This is a genomic window from Pantoea sp. ACRSB (assembly GCF_022346905.1).
GTDB classification, from domain to species: Bacteria; Pseudomonadota; Gammaproteobacteria; order Enterobacterales; family Enterobacteriaceae; genus Pantoea; species Pantoea piersonii.
On the sequence record NZ_JAKRNL010000002.1, the window covers coordinates 847234 to 867597 of the forward strand.

Consider the following 20364-nt stretch of genomic DNA (forward strand, 5'->3'; position numbering starts at 1 on the left):
CCTTAACGTACACTGATCTTCTCCGGCGTCGCGCCGACGGCGCGCCACTCCGGCACATACATCGACTCGACCTGCGGCGGCGGGAGACGGTAGCTGCCCGGCGTCACGGCGCGCGCCAGATAAAGCAGCGTCTCCGTTTTGTAGCCGCTCAGCGCCAGCGCCGCGACAAAACGATCGTCGCGGAATTCAATATGGCGGATATCCGCCTGCTGCATATCCGCCATGCTCTCCTTCAGCGCATCCGCGCCGTCGCCGAGGCTGGCGCTGCTGTCGCTGAGGTTCTGATTCTCCAGCTCCAGACCCGCAGGCAACAGATCCACCACCAGCGCATCGCTGACGCGTTTGCTGGCGGAGACCTTCAGACGTACCACCAGCAGCTGGCCGCTGCTGAGGTTATCGAGATCCGCCGGTTCGCCGTCAAGGGTGAAATAGTCGCGAGTCACGTTCAGCACGTTGTGCATCGGCTTCGGCGCAGCGAGCGGATAGCCCGTTACGTTCAGCACGCCATAGAGCGGCGACTGGCTGTGACTCGTCAGCGTGACGCCGCGCTGCAGCTGGTCGGCGTTCAGCCCCTGCGTCAGCGCGCCTGTGCCGTTCAGCGGCGGCGCTTCGCCCTCCAGCGCCGCCTGCCAGGCTTCGCCTTTATGCTGCTGCAGCGTGCGCGCCGCCAGGAACAGGGCGTTATTCTCCTGCGTAGAGAACCAGACCTGGCCGCGCGCCGCTTTCGCCAGATCCTGCATCAGCGCGTCCTGCATCTCCGGCAACAGCTGATTTTCCGCCAGCAGCGCCAGAATCAGCGCGCGATCGCGCAGCGGGCTGCCGTAATCGCCCAGCCAGCCGTCTGATTCGCGCGTCAGCCCGATGCCCTGCGCCAGCGCCAGCTGCGCGCGCTGCGGATCGCCCATCAGCTTCAGCGCCACACCGAGCTGCGCCAGCGCCAGTCCCGATTTAGCCTTGTCGCGCTTCTCATAGAGCGCGCGCAGCGCGCCGAGCGGCGCCTGCTGCTGACGCGCCAGCACCATACCCGCATAGGCCTGCACGCTGAAGCGCATCGCCTCTTCATTGCTGCTCCAGCGGGTTTCGATCTGCGCCGGATCCTGCAGATAGCGCAGCAGCCGTTCGTCAGCGCGCGTGATAACCTCTTGCGGCACGCTGTAGCCCGCCTCGCTGGCGCGCAGCAGGAAATCAGTGACGTAGGCGGTCAGCCAGAACTCCTCGTCGCTCTCTTTGCTCCACAGGCCAAAGCTGCCGTTGCCGCGCTGCATACCCGCCAGGCGCGCTATGCCGGTATCAATGGCGGCACGCCGCGCCTCGTCGCTGCTGGTTTTGATGCCCATTGCGGCGAGCTGCGCCTGATTAGTGAAAATGGACGGCCAGATGCCGCTGGCGGTCTGTTCCAGGCAGCCGTAGGGGTAAGCGTAAAGCGCGCTGATATAGTGGCCGATATTCAGCGGCGGCTGATTGCTGAGCGTAAACTGTCCGCTCAGCGTCTCCGGCTGCAGGCCGCTAAAGGCAGCGGCCTGCACCTGCCAGCTCTGCCCCGCCTGCATCACGCCGTCGAAGCTCAGCGTTTGCGCCGGATAAGCCGGACGCACGCCAATCTTCCAGCTGCGCTGACTGTCGGCCAGCGCCTCGCCCGCGAGCGTAAGGCCGGAGACCCGCACCTGCACCGCGCCCTCGCCGAAACCGCCCTGCGCTTTCACCGGTATATGCAGCGTGGTGCGCGCCCCTTTCGCCAGCTGAACGCGGTGCGTGGCGCCGCCGCTCAGCGTAATCTGGCCCTGCGTTTGCACATCCACCTTCAGCGCCTGGGGTTGTTCGGTAAGGTTGGTGAGATCGAGCGCGAGCATCGCCTGATCGCCGCTCGCCATAAAGCGCGGCGTCGCCAGTTCGCTGATCAGCGGCGCGGCAACCACCACTTTTCGCTCCGCCGAGCCGAAGCTGTCGTCGCTCCACGCCTGCGCCATCAGGCGCAGCTCGCCGTTAAACTGCGGGATCGGCAACTCCAGCGTGCCTTCGCCGTTTTTATCCAGCGTGACCGGCTGAAGCTGCTGCGCCACGATATTCACCTCGGTCAGCGGCTTTTTACCGCCGCGCGACTGGGCGTCGTCGTCGCCATCGCCGCCGAAACGCAGCGTCGCCAGACGCCCGCCGCCTTCAATCAGCTGGCCGAAGACATCATACTGATCGGCGTTATAGCGCTTGCGGCCAAAGAAGCCTTCCCAGGGGTCGGGCGTTTTGTAATCGTTAATGTTCAGCACCCCGCTGTCCACCGCCGACAGCAGCACCTGAATTTTCTCCGGCAGTTCGCCGCCGACGCGGCTGGCTTTAACTTTTACCTTCAGCGTCTGCTCGGGGCGAATTTTCAGCGGCGCGTCGAGCACCAGGTCGATACGGCGCGCGTCGATCGCTATCGGCAGATGCAGCAGGCCGATGGCGCGCTTCGGCGTAGCACCGCTGACCTTATCGCCGTCGCGCACCACAATAGCGCTGAGGTAAAGGTCATGGCGTTTCCAGCTGGCATCAAGCGGCACGTTGATGGTCGCGCCGCCCGCAGGCACGTTAATCGGCTGCCACCACAGGGTACCGCTGCTTGATTCAACCATCAGATAGCCTTTCCCCGCCGCAGGCGACTCCACCTGAACATGGGCGGTCTCGCCGGGCCGCAAAGCGGTTTTATCGAGCTTGAGCTTCACCTGGTCGGGCCTTAGCGCACCGGTGCCATTAGTGTTGTCTTCCCACCAGTAGCCGGCGCGGAACCGCACGCTGGAGACAATCTTCTCGCCGGCCTGCACTTCCAGACGATAAGATCCCCACTCCACCGGGAAACTGACCTTTTTGCTGTCGCCCGCGGCCAGCGAAATGCGCTGCGCATCCTCCTGCAGATCCTTCTCATCATTGCGCATCTGCCAGCCTTCGCTGTCGGAGAAGCTCCAGTAGTAGTCGCGCCGCTCGTGGATCAGGCGAACCTCAAGATCTTTAGCGGCCAGCTTCTCGCCTTTGCTGTTGGCGTAAACGATATCGAAGTCGGCGAGGCTGTTTTCCGGCACCGTAGGCTGCTGGGTATAACGATCGTAGCGGTAGTCATAGACCGATTCGCTCTTGAACAGCGGCCGAATGCCGGGCAGCGCGGGCGCGGGCCAGATAGTCTGGACAGCGCGGCGCGTAACCGGCCGGCCGCCCGTCTCCAGCAGGCTCGCCTGCAGGATTAAGTTAAGCGGCGAATGGATCTGCGCCCACTCGCTCTCTACCGTTAGCTGCAGCTTGCCATCATCGTCCAGGGTATCGTCGATATCATCCAGATTGCGTTTGCTCTCCTCCATGATGTCGCCGAACTGGTAGCCCGGCAGCGCGGCGACCGCTTCACGCGCTGGCCGCAGCATCAGCTGTCCCTGCAGTTCGTTGCCCGCCGCGGGCGCGCCGTAGAGATAGCGCCCTTCAATATTGAAAACGACGTCGTCGTCAGGCGACAGCGGACTGTCGCTGTTTTGCAACGTCAGCGCCATGCGCTCCGGCAGAAAATCTTCAACGTGAAAGCGCCAGCTGCGCGGCTGGCTGTCGCCGCTGTTCAGCCGCAGCGTCCAGTCGCCGGTCATCGCCGAGGCAGGAAGCGAAAAGCGCTGCTGATAAAAACCGCTCTCCGGCTGCCAGACAAAAGTTTGCGCGACTTCGCCGTTGGGCTGCACTACTTCAGCTTTTAGCGGCTGCGCAGGCAGCGGCCTGCCGTCGGCATCGCGCAGCAGCGCGTTGACGATCACCGTTTCGCCAGGGCGATAGAGATCGCGCGGGCCGAAAACAAGCAGCTGTTTGTCGTACCCCTGTGGTCCGGCGACGGGAAACTCCGCCAGGTCAAGCGCGGGCAGATTGAGGTCGATAAGCGACGTCTGCTCCTTTTGCGTGGCGATCAGCACCTTGCCTTTCGCCTGCGTCGGCAGGCGCAGATGACCGCTACCGTCGGTGACGCCGCCGGCAAGCTTCCGTCCCTTCTCATCCAGCAGCTGCACAGTGACGTCCGCCAGCGGCGCGCCGCTGGCGAGGCTCTGCGTAAAGAGCTCCATTTCGCCGGGAAAGCGGTGCAGTGACAGACCAATATCGCTGAGGGTAAACAGCGTGGCGGGCAGCGTATAGTTATAGGAGCCAGCCTGTTTCATTACCGCCAGATAAACGCCCGGCTGCTTCAGCGGCGTCACGTCCCCCAGCGGCAGCTGCAGTTTTTCGCGCGTGTTACGCGCCGGATTAAGTTCGAAGCGGCCGCTGTAGACCAGATCGGCGTTATTGAGCAGCTCGCGCGAGGACCAGTAAGAAAGGTTGTTGCCGTAGTTCCACTGCGCAAGAAAATCGTTTATCGAGGCGCTTTTAACGCGGAAGAAATCGACATCGACGCGCGACACGTTAAGCGCCAGTACGGGCAGGCCCTGAGTCAGGCGCAGCGGCAGCAGCGAGCCGCGGCTGGCGAAACCAACCATCGGCTGGATATCGCGCGTGGTCAGCGACTGGCTGAAGGGTGCCGCCAGAGTGGTGCCGTTGGCGGCGCGTAATCCCGCCTCTACGCTCACCGTCAGCTTGCGCGACGGCTCAGGATGGCGAAAGCGCAGCGACTTGCCGTTCTGCGCCAGCTCCCAGCCGCCGTCTACCTTGCCGCTTTTGTCATCGATCAGCTTCACCCGCGCGGCAAAATCCTGTTTGTCGTCGAGCGGGGTATTAAAGGTGAGCACCAGCGCGGCCGCGCCGTCCAGCTGAAGCTCAGAGAAGTCGATAACCGACACGACTTTTGCCGCCTGCTGCGCTGCGGCAGGCTCTGCGGCAGGCAGCGTAAAGGTTGTTGCGCCGCCAAGCAGCGCCGCGCCCAGCACGACGCCAGAGAGCAGCCGTTTTATAGCTCTTGCCATGGTAAATCCCTCACCTGTCCCCGAAGGTATAATTTCGCCGCGCAATTTCACCGCAAACCCGCCATTTTAGCAATGCCGCCCTTGAGATAGCATTCACATTCCCCGACACTGAGCTTTTACTGATGATAAGAAGAGGTTGCTATGACAGCCATATTTGTCTCCGCTGACTGGTTAAATGAACATTACGCCGAAGGTAACGTGCAGGTGCTGGACGCCCGCATGCTGCCGCCGGGCCAGGAGGCCGTACGTAATATCACAGCGGAGTATCTGGCGGGCCATCTGCCGGGCGCACCTTTCTTCGATATTGAGGCGCTTTCCGATCACAGCAGCCCTTACCCGCATATGATGCCGCGCGCCGAGCGTTTCGCCGTGGCGATGCGCGAGCTGGGCATTAACAGCGACAGTCACCTGGTGGTTTACGATGAGGGCAACCTCTTCTCCGCGCCGCGTGCCTGGTGGATGCTGCGTACGTTCGGCGTTGAGCAGGTCTCGATTCTGGCGGGCGGCCTGCAGGGCTGGAAAGCGGCTGGCCTGCCGCTGGCGACCGGACAGGTCGCGCTGCCTGAGGGCGAATTTGAGGCGACGTTCGATGACGCGCAGGTGAAGCGTCTGACCGATGTGCTGCTGATTAGCCATGAAGGCGGCGCGCAGATTGTCGATGCCCGCGCGGCGAACCGCTTTAACGCCGAGGTTGATGAGCCGCGTCCGGGTCTGCACCGCGGCCATATTCCCCGCAGCCGCAATGTGCCCTGGAACGATCTGGTGACGAACGGCGCGCTGAAGCCGGAAGCCGAACTGCGCGCTATCTTCGCCAGAGCGGGCGTGAAGCTGGATGAGCCGGTGGTGGCGAGCTGCGGTTCAGGCGTCACCGCCGCGGTGGTGATCCTGGCGCTGACCGTGCTGGGCGCGCGCAACGTCACGCTCTATGACGGGTCGTGGGGCGAATGGGGCAGCAGAGACGATTTGCCGATCGAGAAGTAACAGAAAGGTGCGGCAAGACGCCGCACCCGATTCAGATAATACGCGGACTGCCTTTAAAGTCGCGCAAAAAACTGCCCCAGCGACGTTCGTAAAAGGGCGTGATATGGGCAGTAAAAAAGTGGCTGACGCCCTTCTCGTCCGCCACCACTTCGCAGATATCAATCGGCGCGTCATCCGGCAACGTATCGGTTGCGACGCTGCCCGCCGCCTGAATAATCGCCTCAATATCGCTTTCCGCTTCGATGCCGATCAGCAGGTTCGGCTGTTGATCCGCGCTTTCGCGAATGCTGGCGACAAAGGCGCGGCGCACCTGTTTGTATTTACTGAACAGCTGCGTCAGCGAGTCGATCATCTGCGCGGGCGGCGTTGCTATTTCTGACAGCAGCAGCGCCTGGCCGCCTTCCAGCACAGTTTGCTGACTCAGGGCGTCGCCCTCTTCACCCAGCAGGTGGGCGATCTCCGCCGGAGAGAACTCTTTGCCGGTAGGCAGTTTGGGATTGAGGAACAGCGTTTCGCCGCGCGTCATCTCAAACAGCGTGCGCACCGGCAGGCGCAAATAAGCCTGCTCGCCCGCGATCGCTTCGCTCATCGCCTCCTGCGAGGTAAAAAAGGGAATGACGCTGCGGCCATCCTCTTTTTCCCAGTGTTGCAGATCGACCGGCGTATCCGCGGCGAACTGCGTCTCGGTGCTTTCGCCTGGCACCCAGACGTCCGCGGCCAGCAACAGCTGAAAAAATTCCGGGCGGTGCGCCGGCTCGGTAGCCGCCAGCTTCAGCACCTCTTCAAGACGGTTCATGTTTTGCCTTTCTACATAAGGCGACGGCAAGGCCGCCGCCAGATCCTTTACTTAAGCAGCAGATTCGCCAGGGTACGCACGCCGATGCCGGTTGCGCCTGCCGACCACTGATCCACCGCGCTCTTGCGGTAGGTAGCCGAGCAGTCGATATGCAGCCAGCCCTCCTGATAGCGGGTCACGAAGTGCGACAGGAACGCGGCCGCGCTGCTTGCGCCCGCCGAATGCGCCGCGCTGGCGATATTATTGAGATCGGCGAAATTAGACGGCAGATGGTTGCGGTGGAACTCCGCCAGCGGCAGACGCCAGAACGGCTCGTTCTCACTGGTGGCGCTGCCCATCAGCGACTGCGCCAGCACATCGTCGAACGTAAAGAGCGCGTGGTAGTCATTGCCGAGCGCGGTTTTCGCCGCGCCGGTCAGCGTTGCGGCGTCAATCAGCAGCGTCGGATGCTGTTCGCTGGCGTCGATCAGGCCATCGGCCAGCACCAGGCGCCCTTCCGCATCGGTATTCATCACTTCCACTGATTTACCGTTGCGGTAGCGGATGATATCGCCCAGGCGGAAAGCGTTGCCGCTGACCATATTGTCGGCGCAACAGAGGAACAGCTTAACGCGCTGCTTAAGGCCGCGAGAGATAGCCAGCGCCAGCGCGCCGGTCAGGGTCGCCGCGCCGCCCATATCGGACTTCATCGAGTCCATAAAAGCGCTCTGCTTCAGGCTGTAGCCGCCGGTATCGAAGGTGATGCCCTTACCCACCAGACAGGCGAATACCGGCGCGCTGTCGTCGCCGGTCGGGTTGTAGTCCAGCGCCAGCAGCACCGGCGGGCGGCTGGAGCCGCGTCCTACGGTGTGAAGGCCGAGATAACCCTGCTCGCGCAGGTCGTCGCCGCGCGTCACGCGATAGCTGACCGCCTCGCCGCCCACTTCGCTGATCAGGTCGATAGCGCTGTGCGCCAGATCTTCTGGCCCCAGCTCCTCCGCCGGCAGGTTAATGGTGTCGCGCACCCAGTCAATAATGCGCAGACGACGCGTAAACTCCGCCTGATCCTGTTCATTCAGCGTCGGCCAGACCACGTTGCGCTGCCCTTTCGGGCCGCGGTAGCCCTGCCAGAACGCCCAGCATGGCTCCAGATCCCAGCCTTCGCCGCTCAGCGCCACATGGCGAATACCCTGCCCGTCAATTTTGCGCGCCGCGCGCTGGATGGTATTGAGCTGATCCGCGCCATTCAGGTGAATGGTCATGCCGTTGTCGTTGCTGGTCAGAATCGCTTTCTCGCCCCAGCGCGCATCAGCGGGCTGGTGGCTCAGCGTAATGTTCATCGGTTGTGTTGTCATCGCGAAACTCCATATGCGTATAAGTATCATCCAGCCAGAAGCGCAGGCTTTAGCCGTTAAACGTCAGACCTGATAACAGATATTGCCGGGTGACGCCAGCGGATCCAGTCGGAGGCGCGCCGTTTCCGGATTTCACCGGAGAGACGGCGCAGAAATTAGCGTGAAGCGGACACCGGCGCGCGCAGGCGGGGAAGCACCTTTTGCACCAGCGCAATGGCGTAGTCGATCTCCTCTTCCGTGGTGAAGCGGCCGAGTGAAAAGCGCAGCGAACTGTGCGCCAGCGCTTCGTCAAGGCCGATGGCGCGCAGCACGTAGGAGGGTTCCATACTGGCGGAGGTGCAGGCCGAGCCGGATGAAAGTGCCAGATCTTTTAACGCCATAATCAGCGATTCGCCGTCGACGCCAGCGAAACTGATATTCAGAATATTGGGCGCGCTCTGCGTCAGATCGCCGTTAAGCTGTACGCCTTCCAGCGCGCTTAGCCCCTGCCACAGTCGCGCGCGCAGCGCGGCCAGACGCGCCATCTCGGTTTCCCGCGCTTCACGGGCCAGCGAAAACGCCTCGCCCATGCCGACGATCTGATGCACCGGCAGGGTGCCGGAGCGCATACCGCGCTCGTGGCCGCCGCCGTGCATCTGCGCGTCGATATTCACTTTGGGTTTACGGCGCACATAGAGCGCGCCGATGCCTTTCGGGCCGTAGAGTTTGTGGGCGGAGAAGGACATCAGATCGACCTTCAGTTCGCTGAGGTCGATCGGCAGTTTGCCGACGCTTTGCGTGGCATCGACATGGAAAAGAATATCGCGCGCGCGGCACAGCTCACCGATAGCGGCGATATCCTGAATCACGCCGATTTCATTATTAACGTGCATCAGCGATACCAGTACGGTGTCGTCGCGCAGCGCGTCGCGCACCGCATCAGGCGTGATAATGCCGTTAGCGGGCGGCTTCAGATAAGTGACCGTAAAGCCTTCGCTCTCCAGCTGTTTGCAGCTGTCGAGTACCGCTTTATGTTCAGTCTGGCTGGTAATGATGTGCAGGCCGCGCCCGCGCTGGGCATGCGCGGCGCCTTTCAGGGCGAGGTTGTCCGATTCGGTCGCGCCGGAGGTAAAAATGATTTCACGCGGATCGGCATTGACCAGTTCCGCTACCTGATTGCGCGCCACGTCGACCGCTTCTTCAGCCTGCCAGCCGAAACGGTGCGAGCGCGAAGCCGGGTTACCAAAGGTGCCGTCCAGCGTCAGGAACTGCATCATTTTGCTGGCCACACGCGGATCGGCCGGCGTCGTTGCGGCATAATCCAGGTAAATCGGTAATTTCATTGCGCTAAAGCTCCGTATCGAAAATCATACGTCTTTATAGCAGATTCGGCCCTGACCGCGTTAGCAGTAAGGGCCGCACAGAAGGGGATCAGGAGGCGCGAAGATTGACGTTGATTTCCTGAACGCGATTGTTCTGGAAGCGACGATTGTCCTGTGAATTCTGGCGATCGGCCACGTCGAGGATCTCCTGGTTGTTCACCAGCTCGGCCAGCGTGATGTTATTCAGAAAATCGCTGATGCGTACGCTGAGATCGCGCCACAGCACATGCGTCAGGCAGCGTTCGCCGCCCTGACAACCCTCTTTGCCCTGGCATTTAGTGGCATCAACGGATTCATCGACGGCAGTAATCACTTCGCCGACCGCAATGGCGCTGGACGCTTTGCCCAGCAGGTAGCCGCCGCCTGGTCCGCGGACGCTGGCCACCAGGCCATGCTTGCGCAGACGCGAGAATAACTGCTCCAGATAGGAGAGCGAAATGCCCTGACGCTCGGAAATATCAGCCAGCGGAACCGGCCCTTCATGGGAATGCAGGGCAACGTCCAGCATCGCGGTAACGGCGTAACGTCCTTTGGATGTCAGTCTCATAGCGTACTACCTCAATAGCGTCCGGTTATCGGAGGATTAGCAAAAGATAGCCGAAGTCTGACATTCCCGAGTATTTTGGTCAACTATTTAACCGAGTAATTTACTCAACTACTCTTTTTCGCCTTTGCGCTTTTCAAACGAGGCGAGCATGCCGCGCAGAATATTCAGCTCGTCGCGTTCCGGACGCGCACGCGTATAGAGGCGACGCAGCTTGCTCATCACCTGTCCCGGATTGCCTTCGCGGATAAAACCACTGTTAAGCATCATCTGTTCCATGTGCTGATAGAAGCGCTCCAGATCGTCCACCAGTGGATAAGGCGATTCAGCATAGACCGGCGCAGGCTGCGCTTTTTCCTGCGCCGCCAGCCACGCCATACGCACTTCATAGGCGATAATCTGCACCGCCATCGCCAGGTTGAGCGAGCTGTACTCTGGATTAGCCTGGATGGCGACGTGGTAGTGGCACTTTTGCAGCTCTTCGTTGGTCAGACCGACGCGTTCGCGGCCAAATACCAGCGCGACAGGGGCCTGCTCGCCCTCTTCCACGCTTTTGACGCCGCATTCGCGCGCGTCCAGCATGGGCCAGGGCAGCGAACGGGAACGGGCGCTGGTGCCGACTACCAGGCTACAGCCGGCAATCGCCTCGTCGAGCGTATCGACGATTTTCGCGTCACCGATAACGTCGCTGGCGCCTGCCGCCAGGGAGATCGCCTGCGAGTCAGGTTTTACCAGCGGGTTGACGAGATAAAGATTGCTTAAGCCCATGGTTTTCATCGCGCGGGCCACGGAGCCCATATTGCCGGTGTGAGAGGTTTCCACCAGCACGATTCGAATATTCTGCAGCATAGATTGGCGTCAGTCAGGAAATGATGGGCAGCATGCTAACATAACTGGAGACATTTAAAGAACGCGCTGCTATACTTCGCGCCGTTTTTCCTCGTTCTTTAACATCCAGTGAGAGATACCGATGCATCCGATGCTCAACATCGCCGTGCGCGCTGCGCGCAAGGCCGGCAACCTGATTGCCAAGAATTATGAAACCCCGGACGCGGTCGAAGCCAGCCAGAAAGGCAGCAACGACTTTGTAACCAATGTTGACCGTGATGCAGAACGACTGATTATCGAAGTGATTCGCAAATCCTACCCGCAGCACTCTATCATTACCGAAGAGAGTGGCGAACTGGCGGGCGACGATCAGGACATTCAATGGGTTATCGATCCGCTGGATGGCACTACCAACTTTATCAAACGCCTGCCACATTTCTCCGTCTCTATCGCCGTACGTATTAAAGGCCGTACTGAAGTCGCCGTGGTCTACGATCCTATGCGTAACGAGCTGTTTACCGCCGTACGCGGTCAGGGCGCGCAGCTTAACGGTTACCGTCTGCGCGGCAGCACCGCTCGCGATCTCGACGGCACTATTCTCGCGACCGGTTTCCCGTTCAAGACCAAGCAGCATGCGCCGGCCTTTATCAATGTAGTCACGAAGCTGTTTACCCAGTGCGCTGATTTCCGCCGTACCGGCTCTGCCGCGCTGGATCTCGCCTATGTCGCCGCTGGCCGCGTTGATGGTTACTTTGAAATTGGCCTGAAGCCGTGGGATTTCGCTGCGGGTGAACTACTGGTGCGCGAAGCGGGCGGCCTGGTCACGGACTTTACCGGCGGTCACGGTTATATGCACTCGGGCAACATCGTAGCGGGTAACCCGCGCGTGGTGAAATCGCTGCTTTCCAGCATGCGTGACGAGCTGAGCGAAGCGCTGAAACGCTGATATGAAAAAGGCCCCTGAAAAGGGACCTTGAACCACGCTGCGGACGTAAAGCGTGGTGGGTATGAATCGAAGAGCAAAGCGTCCCGCGCCATGGATGGCGCGGGCCGAGCGGTCAGGGATGACTTAAGCGACTTTGCGATCGATTCATACCCACCGCGTCCGCACCGTACAAAAACTAAAGGCGGCTTTTCAGCCGCCTTTTTTATTTCACTTACTTGTTAGCGTCGTTCGTGACTCAGAACCTGACGCGGTTGAGTGCGACGACCAATACGACCCATCACCGCTGCCAGCACAGCTTCAATCAGCAGCATAAAGAAGGCGTACCAGCTCGCTTTCGCGGTTGCCGCAGCAGCCTGGTCAGCCGCTTCGCGCGCTTTCTGTTCTGCCTGTTGCTTCAGCTGTTGATACTGCTGCATCGCTTTCTGATAGCTCTGCTCGGTCTGATTAACGATCTGATCGACTTCCTGATCGCTCTTACCGGTACGCGCCTTAATGATATTTTTCAGCGCGTCGCGGTCAGCCGCCTGCAGGGTATCGGAATGACGACCCATGACGCCTTTAACCCAGTTGGTAATATCCGTATCGGCATTCTGCGGATTCTGCGCGGTATTCTTCGCCTGGTTCTCCGCATTATTGGCTTCGCTATTCACATCCTTCTGTAAATTCTCCGGCTGCAATTCTGGTTTGCCGGTCTGGCGCAGCGTGGTTTGCAATTCATTTTGCAAATCATCGAGGTTGATATTATTTTCCTGCAGCTTCTGTTTTGCATAATCAGTAACCGTCGGCGCTGCGGCGGAAATACCGCTGCCTACCGCCTGGAAACCTGAGCCAATAATATTGAAAGCGCCGCCGATCAGGCTGCTGGCCAGTGTTACCGCAAGCCAGATAGTAAATAAGGTACTCAGACCAAACATCAGCAGACCATGCAGAGCGCCTTCGCGCTGTGCCAGACGGCCAGCCAGATAGCTACCAACCGCCATCGCGATTAACATGCTCAGTCCGGTCCAGATTAAAGCGCCGGTGCCAAGATGCTGCAGCGGATTTTGCTCCTGTTGCGGATCTACCGAGGTAGCGCCGATCGCGGTACCCAGCAGGGTCAGTAAAATATGCACAATCAGCGCGCCAATTACGCCAGCGAATACTGCGCTCCAGGAAATACGTTTTAAGGGTAATCCCGCGTGCGTTTCAGTAATGGTTTCTGTTGTACCATTATTAATCCGGGTTTCGTGCATGGTAGTTCTCCTCGCAACAGATAACGTTAAAAAATCAATATTATTAAAGGGACACAACATCTGGTTGTTTTATTTAGCGTAGACGAGAAAACTGTTTTCACCACAATAAGCGGCAATATATTGCGATTAACGAAGCGTAAATAGAGGAGATAAACCAGGCGGAATAAAGCAAGGACGCGAAAGATTATTTTCTCCGCGTCCTCTGTCGCGGCTGTTAGCCAAAAGGACGCAGGCCGCCGCCGATACCGGGCGTCGTGCTTTGCCACAGCGCAAATCCCACCAGGATCAGCAGCGCGCTGCCGACCAGTGCTAAAAGCGGCATCGCCAGCGCCGCCGTTGAGGCCGCCCGGCTTTCGCCGCCCAGACGCAGCGCCAGCGTTCGCGAGCGCTGCACTAGCAGGCCGATGGCGGAAATGGTTAGCGCTGTGCCCAGCGCCATAACCGCCGCCGACAGAACGCCCCAGAGATAAACGCCGATAACGCGGGAAAACAGCAGCATCATTATTGCGCCCGAACAGGGACGTAAACCCATAGACGCCACCAGCAGCAGCTGGGTTTTAAGGCTGACCGCCCCGGCGACCTGCTGCGCATCTGGCAGATGCGCATGACCACAGCCGCAGTGCGCGTCGTGCTGATGATCGGCGCGCAGAGCATGGATTTTCATCGGCGAACGCGGCCGCAGCTGACGCCGCAGCGCTTTTAACGCGCGCACGCCAATCCATACCCCCAGCCCAATTACCAACAGATAGCTCCCCTTCTCCAGCCAGTAGCTGCTGAGATGCAGCTGGCGCGAAGAGGTTTGCAGCACCACCAGCATAAACGTAACCAGAACGATCGCCACGCTGCCCTGCAGCAGCGAGGCCAACAGCGTCAGCCTGAGCGTAGTCTTGAGACGCGCCGGATGCGTCGCGAGAAAGGTGGTGATCACTACTTTGCCGTGGCCGGGTCCCAGCGCATGCAGAACGCCATAGGCCAGACTGAAGAGCACCAGCATACCGCCAGCCTGTTCGGGCGCGGTTTTGACCTGCTGCAGCAGCTGAGTCATCTGTTGATGAAGCCCTTTCTGCCAGCGCACGCTTTGCAGCAGAATCTGCGGCCAGTATTGCCACAGCGCGAATGCCGTCGCCGCCATCACAACAGCCAGCAGCCACAGAGGCCAGACGCGACGCGCAGCAGAACGGGAAAGCATCAGTGACATGTCAGCGTGACCTTTTGCGCAAACTGTCGCCCTAAATCCATCTCCTCAGGCGGCGCATTGGCTTTATCCAGCGACAGGGCGTACTGCTTCAGGCTGTCGTCTGGTTTCGGCGTATGCAGCGCCAGTTCGCAGCGCGACTTTAACGCCGCAGGCAGGCTAAGGGCATGGGCATCGCTGTAGGTCATATCAACGAAGTAGGTCGGGTCGAAAGTCAGGATATCGAAACGCTGCCCGGCTAACGCTGGCGGCTCTGCCAGCGGCAAAATAAACTCCAGCACCGCTTTGTTGCCGCTTCGCGACAGCGCGTACTCTTTTGGCAGGTTGAAAAATTTCACGCGCTGGCCGTTGTGCCATACCTCAGAGAAGTAGTGCTGACCCAGCACATTCGCCATCACTTCCGCCGCCAGTTTTTTCCATACTTCACTGCCGGGCTTCGCATCGCCCGCATCGTAAAGCAGATCGGCGGAGGTGATCTCATCCATCGTCCAGTTCATCTTCAGTCCGGTGAAGGTATCGCCGTCGGCGAGCAGTTCGGTTTTCATATCGATAAAGCTGTGTGGATGGGCATAGCTGGCCTGGCTCATCAGTAACAGTAAAGTAAAAAGGACGCCTCTCATAATGTTATAAAGTTACATTCCCGGTTAAAAGCGCATATAAGTAACAAAAAATTGTGACCCACGCTGAAGCATTGCAGAAAAAATCAGCAGCAGGCCGCGACCCTTTTCGCCATTGGCTATTCTTAGCGCAATACCGGACCGCTGGAATCTAGACTGATGAGTTCTGCTCCCTCTTCGGCACCACTCTTCACCCGATCACAGCGTCGTTGTCATCTGCTGCTGCTATTGTATCTGCCCACTCCCGCGCTAACGCTCGAAAAACTCTGTCAGTTAAACGGCGTTGACGCTGTCGTCGCCCGACAGGATATCGAAGATGTCGGGGATGAGATACAGCGTTATCACCAGCTGGAACTGCATCAAATGGTGGACGGCAGCTTTCGCATTCACGGCACCGAGCTGGATCGGCGACTTTGCCTGCTGCACTGGCTGCGGCGCGGGCTGCGCTTGTCGGAAAACTTCGTGCGCGACCATTTTGCCGCGCCGCTGCGCCAGCGCCTGAAAGCCATGAAAATAGAAAAAGCGCTCTACGACGAGATAAATTTGCAGGCGCTGATCCAGCACTGCAGCCTGAAGCTCTCCCGCGACTTTAGCGCGCGCGACCGCCTGTTTCTGCAAATCTTTATGAAGTATGGGCTGATGCAGCGCCAGCCGGCTCTGTTCAACGAGCGGCAGCGCGCCTGGCTTCAGCAGAAGTATGAGCGCGAGGCGGCGATGGACGTCATTCTTCACTGGCAAAAGCGCTGTCACCTGGCGCCGCATATCAGCGAAGCGGACTTCTGGACGCTGCTGTTCAGCCTGATCCATGCGCCTGGCCCTGATACGCTGCACCATCCCGGCAGCCAGCAGCTGATGCGGGAAACCAGACAGCTTATCGCCAGATTCGAACAGCTGGCCGAGCTGCGCTTCGGTGAACCTCAGGAACTGACGGAGCAGCTCTATACGCATCTGGCGCAGGCGCTGGATCGCTCCCACTTCGGCATCGGCATTGATAACAGCGTGGCGCTGGACGTCACGAAGCTCTATCCGCGCCTGCTGCGCACCACGCAGCAGGCGCTGGACGGGTTTGAAACCACCTACGATCTGCGTTTCAGCCAGGAGGAGGTTAGCCTGATTGCGGTGATATTCGGCGCCTGGCTGATGCAGGAAAACGCGCTGCAGGAGAAGCAGGTTCTGCTGCTGACCGGCGATAACGCCCGGCTTGAACAGCAGCTTGAGCAGCAGATCCGCGAAATTTCCCTGCTGCCGATCAATATCAAATATCAGGATATGAGCGACTTCCAGCGCGACGGCGCACCGCGTGAAATCGCGCTGGTGATCTCCCCTTACGCCACCTCGCTGCCGCTCTATTCGCCGCCGCTGATCCACGCCGAGCTGCCGCTGAGCGAACATCAGCAGCAGCGTATTCGGGCACTGCTGGAGGCTTAAGCCGCGCGCGGCCGCAAAAAGAGCGCGGGCAGCGCGACCAGCGCCATCACCCAGAAGAGATGGCCCTGCAGCGGGGTAAACAGCACGCCGCAGATCATGGTCATTACCGCGATGCCGCCGCCCATCGCCAGCGCTGAGTAGATCGACTGCAGACGGATAACGTCAGAACCGCTGCGCGCGGCGATAAAGCGCATCGCCGCCAGATGGCAGACGGTAAAGCTGCCGCAGTGCAGAATCTGCCCTACGATAAGCCAGGGTAGTTCAACGGTCGCGCCCAGCAATGTCCAGCGCACCAGCGCGCAGATGCCGGAGAGCAGCAGCAAATCGCGCGCGCGCCAGCGTCGAAACAGGCGATTGCTCAGGGCGAAAATGACAATCTCCGCCACCACGCCAAGCGACCACAGATAGCCCACCACCGAAGCGGAGTAGCCGCTCTGCTGCCACCATATCGCGCTGAATCCGTAATAGGCGGCGTGCGCCCCCTGCATCAGCGTAACGCACAGCATAAAGCGCCATACGCTGTTCTCACGCAGCAGATCGCGCCACGCCTGCCAGCCGCCGCCCGTCGCGCTGTGTCGCTCCTCGCCCTGCGGTCGCGTAAGCGGTGGCAGCAGCATGCCGCCCAGCATCGCCAGCACGCCGACGGAGAGCAGCGCCAGAATCGCCTGCGATGACCAGTGATTGACCAGCAGTCCGGTAAGTGCCGAACTGATAACAAACGCCAGCGATCCCCACAGCCGCACCGGGCCATATTTCAGTCCGATCTGCTGGGTCCAGGTGGCGGCCAGCGCATCGCTGAGCGGCACCAGCGGCGAAAAGAAGAGGTTAAAGCCTACCATAACCAAGAGCAGCCACAGCCACTGCTGCCCTATCCAGTATCCAGCGGCAAACAAGCAGGTCAGCAGCGCCAGCAGCCGCAGCGCGGCGATCAGCTGCGCTGGATGCTTCACCTGCGAAGCGATCAGCAAACTGCCCACAAAGCGCGCCACCATCCCGCAGCCGAGCAGCAGACCAATTTTTTCCGCATCAAGGCCAGTGCCCTTTAGCCAGACGCCCCAAAAAGGCAGATAGATGCCGTAGCAAAAAAAGTAAGTGAAATAGCCGAGACCGAGCCATTTTGACGAGCCGATCGCCATTCTGCCTCCCGCAGTGAAGGGTCCATAGAAGATAATTGCGCGTTACTCTAACTTAAAAAAGGCAATAAAAAAGGATGGCCGAAGCCATCCTTAATCGCGGTCACACAAGCTCAGGCTTATGCGTAAACCGGCAGACGAGCGCAGACTTCCAGCACTTTCTGTTTGGTGCGTTCGATAGTCGCTTCATCGTTGATGTTGTCGAGCACGTCGGCAATCCAGCCCGCCAGCTCGCGAACTTCCGCTTCTTTAAAGCCGCGGCGAGTCACAGCAGGCGTACCGATACGCACGCCAGAGGTGACGAACGGGCTTTTCGGATCGTTCGGCACGCTGTTTTTGTTAACGGTGATGTTGGCGCGGCCCAGCGCGGCGTCCGCCTCTTTACCAGTCAGGTTTTTGCTGACCAGATCGATCAGGAACAGGTGATTATGGGTGCCGCCTGAAACGATGTCATAGCCGCGTTCGATCAGCACTTCCACCATCGCTTTGGCGTTCTTAGCAACCTGCTGCTGATACGCTTTAAACTCCGGCTCCATCGCTTCTTTAAACGCCACCGCTTTACCGGCGATAACGTGCATCAGCGGACCGCCCTGCCCGCCAGGGAAGACGGCGGAGTTGAGTTTCTTGTAGAGCTCTTCGTCGCCGCCTTTCGCCAGAATCAGGCCGCCACGCGGACCCGCCAGGGTTTTATGGGTGGTAGAGGTGACGATATGCGCGTGCGGAACCGGGTTCGGATAGACGTCAGCGGCAATCAGACCAGCCACGTGCGCCATATCGACGAACAGGTAAGCGCCGACGCTGTCAGCAATTTCACGCATTTTCGCCCAGTCGCACACGCCAGAATAGGCAGAGAAGCCGCCGACGATCATTTTCGGCTGATGGGTTTTCGCCAGCTCTGCCAGCTCGTCATAGTCGATTTTGCCGCTCTCATCGATGCCGTAAGGCACGACGTTATAGAGTTTGCCAGAGAGGTTTACCGGCGAACCGTGAGTCAGGTGACCGCCATGCGCCAGGTTCATGCCCAGAATGGTATCGCCCGGCTTCAGCAGTGCGGTATAAACGGCGAAGTTAGCCTGAGAGCCAGAGTGCGGCTGCACGTTGGCGTAGTCGGCACCAAACAGCGCCTTAGCGCGATCGATGGCCAGTTGTTCAACGATATCAACATATTCACAACCGCCGTAGTAGCGTTTCCCCGGATACCCTTCCGCGTACTTGTTGGTGAGCTGCGAACCTTGCGCCTGCATTACACGTGGGCTGGTGTAGTTTTCAGAAGCAATCAGTTCAATGTGCTCTTCCTGACGCACTTTCTCTTGCTCCATCGCCTGCCATAATTCGGCATCATAATCGGCAATGTTCATTTCACGCTTTAACATCCGCATCTCCTGACTCAGCTAACTTTTAACGGCGGTTTAGGCTCCCTTAGGGAGCAAAGGCCAACAGTGTAAACCGTTTTGCCAGGTGACGGTAGCGCCAATTCCTCATTGCACGCAAACGATTGGCTTGCCGCTGGCAAAGGATTTTTACGCTTTCTTCCCCTGCACCGACACCGCGATTTTTCCTCAGGTTGTGACGTAGATTTTTTCAATTTGTATTTAAAGCTTGCCACTAAAATAGCCCGATTTTTTTCCGGGTTATTTACAACTGCTGAGGCGCGATCATAACATGCATTTAAAATGCAACTTTAAGCAGCCTGAGGAACCACCATGCTTGACGCACAAACCATCGCTACCGTGAAATCTACCCTTCCCGCCGTCGCCGCCGTCGGGCCAAAGCTCACCGCTCACTTTTACGATCGCATGCTTTCGCAGCATCCAGAACTGAAAAACGTGTTCAATATGAACAACCAGCGCAACGGCGACCAGCGCGAGGCGCTGTTTAACGCCATCTGCGCCTACGGCGCGAATCTGGATAATCTGGCGGCTTTACTGCCTGCGGTAGAAAAAATCGCGCAGAAGCATGCCAGCCTGACGATCAAGCCGGAACAGTACGCTATTGTCGGCGAGAACCTGCTGGCGACGATTAAAGAACTGCTGAATCCAGGCGATGAGGTGCTGGCGGCATGGGGTCGCGCTTATGGCGTGCTGGCGGATGTGTTTATCAAGCGCGAAGAGGCGATTTACCAGGAAACCGAGCAGCAGGAAGGCGGCTGGCGCGGTACGCGCGCGTTCCGCATTAGCGCTATTGAGGATCAAAGTTCGGTCATTAAAAGCTTTACCCTGACGCCGGTCGATGGCGGCGCAGTCGCAGCCTTTAAGCCGGGCCAGTATATTACCGTTCGTCTGCACCCCGCCGGTTTTGAGTTTCAGCAGAATCGCCAGTACTCGCTCACGCATACCAGCAATGGCAAAACCTACCGCATTGCGGTGAAACGCGACGCACAGGGTACCGTCTCCGGCTGGCTGCATGAAAACGCGCAGCCAGGCGATGTGCTGGAGCTAACCGCGCCACACGGCGACGTATTTATGGACGTGACGACCGACACGCCGGTGGCGCTGATCTCTGCGGGCGTGGGCGTGACCCCGACGCTGGCGATGCTGCATGCGCTGGCCGAACAGCAGCATGCCGCGCCGGTGACCTGGCTGCACGCGACGGAAAACGGTGCACAGCACGCCTTTGCGGATGAAGTGGCCGAGACGGGTGCTCGCCTGCAAGATTTTGAGAAGCGCGTCTGGTATCGCGTGCCGGATGCCGCCGATGCGGGCCGGTTTGATGCTGAAGGTATGATGGATCTGGCCAGCGAAGCCGCGCGCCTGCAGGATCCGCGCACGCAGTTCTGGCTGTGCGGGCCGGTAGGCTTTATGCAGTTTATTGCCGGTCAGCTACGCGATATGGGCGTTGATGCCTCTCGCATTCACTATGAAGTGTTCGGCCCGCATAAAGGGCTGTAAGGCCACAGCAGAAGCAGGCTACAGACGATACCTGAGCCTGCACGCGGGTGATATAGACCGAGGAGCAAAGCGTCCCGCGCCAGGGATGGCGCGGGCCGAGCTGGCAGGGATGCCGTTTTGCGTCTTTGCGATCGGGCCATATCACCCGCGCAGACACCCAGCCAACAGACAAAGCCCGCAAGCAGGCTTTTA

Annotated in this window: 15 protein-coding genes; 4 read left to right on the forward strand and 11 right to left on the reverse strand. The window is 59.5% G+C overall.

Features of this window, described 5'->3' with window-relative positions:
• Positions 1–2 precede the first annotated feature (2 nt).
• Positions 3–4889: an alpha-2-macroglobulin gene (locus tag MHZ89_RS10430; protein ID WP_311782934.1), complete on the reverse strand. Its 4887-nt coding sequence runs from the start codon at positions 4887–4889 to the stop codon at positions 3–5.
• A 141-nt stretch (positions 4890–5030) separates the two neighbouring features.
• Here MHZ89_RS10430 and sseA point away from each other — a divergent pair, with 141 nt between their 5' ends.
• Entirely contained in the window at positions 5031–5870 is an 840-nt protein-coding gene (gene sseA, locus MHZ89_RS10435; protein ID WP_311782935.1) for a 3-mercaptopyruvate sulfurtransferase, read from the forward strand.
• Positions 5871–5901: 31 nt separating this feature from the next.
• Here sseA and sseB read toward each other — a convergent pair whose 3' ends face one another.
• The 5 genes from sseB to trmJ form a co-directional block, all read right to left on the reverse strand.
• Positions 5902–6666 carry an enhanced serine sensitivity protein SseB gene (gene sseB / locus MHZ89_RS10440; RefSeq protein WP_311782936.1) on the reverse strand — a complete coding sequence of 255 codons (765 nt, stop codon included), beginning with the start codon at positions 6664–6666 and terminating at the stop codon, positions 5902–5904.
• Positions 6667–6713: 47 nt separating this feature from the next.
• A complete protein-coding gene (pepB, locus tag MHZ89_RS10445; protein ID WP_311782937.1) occupies positions 6714–8000 on the reverse strand; it encodes an aminopeptidase PepB in 1287 nt (428 codons plus the stop codon).
• 155 nt (positions 8001–8155) lie between these two features.
• Entirely contained in the window at positions 8156–9322 is a 1167-nt protein-coding gene (locus MHZ89_RS10450; protein ID WP_311782938.1) for an IscS subfamily cysteine desulfurase, read from the reverse strand.
• Between the two features lie 88 nt (positions 9323–9410).
• Complete coding sequence (gene iscR / locus MHZ89_RS10455) at positions 9411–9908, reverse strand: Fe-S cluster assembly transcriptional regulator IscR (RefSeq protein WP_120457525.1); 498 nt, start codon at positions 9906–9908, stop codon at positions 9411–9413.
• A 108-nt stretch (positions 9909–10016) separates the two neighbouring features.
• Positions 10017–10754 carry a tRNA (cytosine(32)/uridine(32)-2'-O)-methyltransferase TrmJ gene (trmJ, locus tag MHZ89_RS10460; protein ID WP_120457523.1) on the reverse strand — a complete coding sequence of 246 codons (738 nt, stop codon included), beginning with the start codon at positions 10752–10754 and terminating at the stop codon, positions 10017–10019.
• Between the two features lie 121 nt (positions 10755–10875).
• Between trmJ and suhB the strand changes: the two genes are divergently transcribed.
• Positions 10876–11679, forward strand: coding sequence for an inositol-1-monophosphatase (gene suhB / locus MHZ89_RS10465; RefSeq protein WP_311782939.1), 804 nt, complete (start codon positions 10876–10878; stop codon positions 11677–11679).
• Positions 11680–11897: 218 nt separating this feature from the next.
• Here the strand turns inward: suhB and MHZ89_RS10470 are convergent, their stop codons facing one another.
• The 3 genes from MHZ89_RS10470 to MHZ89_RS10480 all read right to left on the reverse strand — a co-directional run bounded on the left by MHZ89_RS10470 (position 11898) and on the right by MHZ89_RS10480 (position 14726).
• The gene (locus tag MHZ89_RS10470) at positions 11898–12911 is read right to left on the reverse strand and encodes a hypothetical protein (protein WP_311782940.1); all 1014 of its coding nucleotides are present in this window, start codon (positions 12909–12911) and stop codon (positions 11898–11900) included.
• Between the two features lie 214 nt (positions 12912–13125).
• Positions 13126–14109: a nickel/cobalt transporter gene (locus MHZ89_RS10475; RefSeq protein WP_311782941.1), complete on the reverse strand. Its 984-nt coding sequence runs from the start codon at positions 14107–14109 to the stop codon at positions 13126–13128.
• Positions 14100–14726: a DUF1007 family protein gene (locus MHZ89_RS10480; protein WP_311782942.1), complete on the reverse strand. Its 627-nt coding sequence runs from the start codon at positions 14724–14726 to the stop codon at positions 14100–14102. Before MHZ89_RS10480 ends, MHZ89_RS10475 begins: the two co-directional genes overlap by 10 nt.
• Before the next feature lie 156 nt (positions 14727–14882).
• On the opposite strand from MHZ89_RS10480, the gene csiE reads away from it, so the two are divergent.
• Complete coding sequence (csiE, locus tag MHZ89_RS10485) at positions 14883–16151, forward strand: stationary phase inducible protein CsiE (RefSeq protein WP_311782943.1); 1269 nt, start codon at positions 14883–14885, stop codon at positions 16149–16151.
• Here the strand turns inward: csiE and MHZ89_RS10490 are convergent.
• Both MHZ89_RS10490 and glyA read right to left on the reverse strand, forming a co-directional pair.
• Positions 16148–17287, reverse strand: coding sequence for a 3-phenylpropionate MFS transporter (locus MHZ89_RS10490; RefSeq protein WP_311782944.1), 1140 nt, complete (start codon positions 17285–17287; stop codon positions 16148–16150). The genes csiE and MHZ89_RS10490 overlap by 4 nt on opposite strands.
• 116 nt (positions 17288–17403) lie before the next feature.
• Complete coding sequence (gene glyA / locus MHZ89_RS10495) at positions 17404–18657, reverse strand: serine hydroxymethyltransferase (RefSeq protein ID WP_311782945.1); 1254 nt, start codon at positions 18655–18657, stop codon at positions 17404–17406.
• 330 nt (positions 18658–18987) lie between these two features.
• Between glyA and hmpA the strand changes: the two genes are divergently transcribed.
• Positions 18988–20172, forward strand: a complete 1185-nt coding sequence (hmpA, locus tag MHZ89_RS10500; RefSeq protein ID WP_311782946.1) for an NO-inducible flavohemoprotein — start codon at positions 18988–18990, stop codon at positions 20170–20172.
• Positions 20173–20364 lie beyond the last annotated feature (192 nt).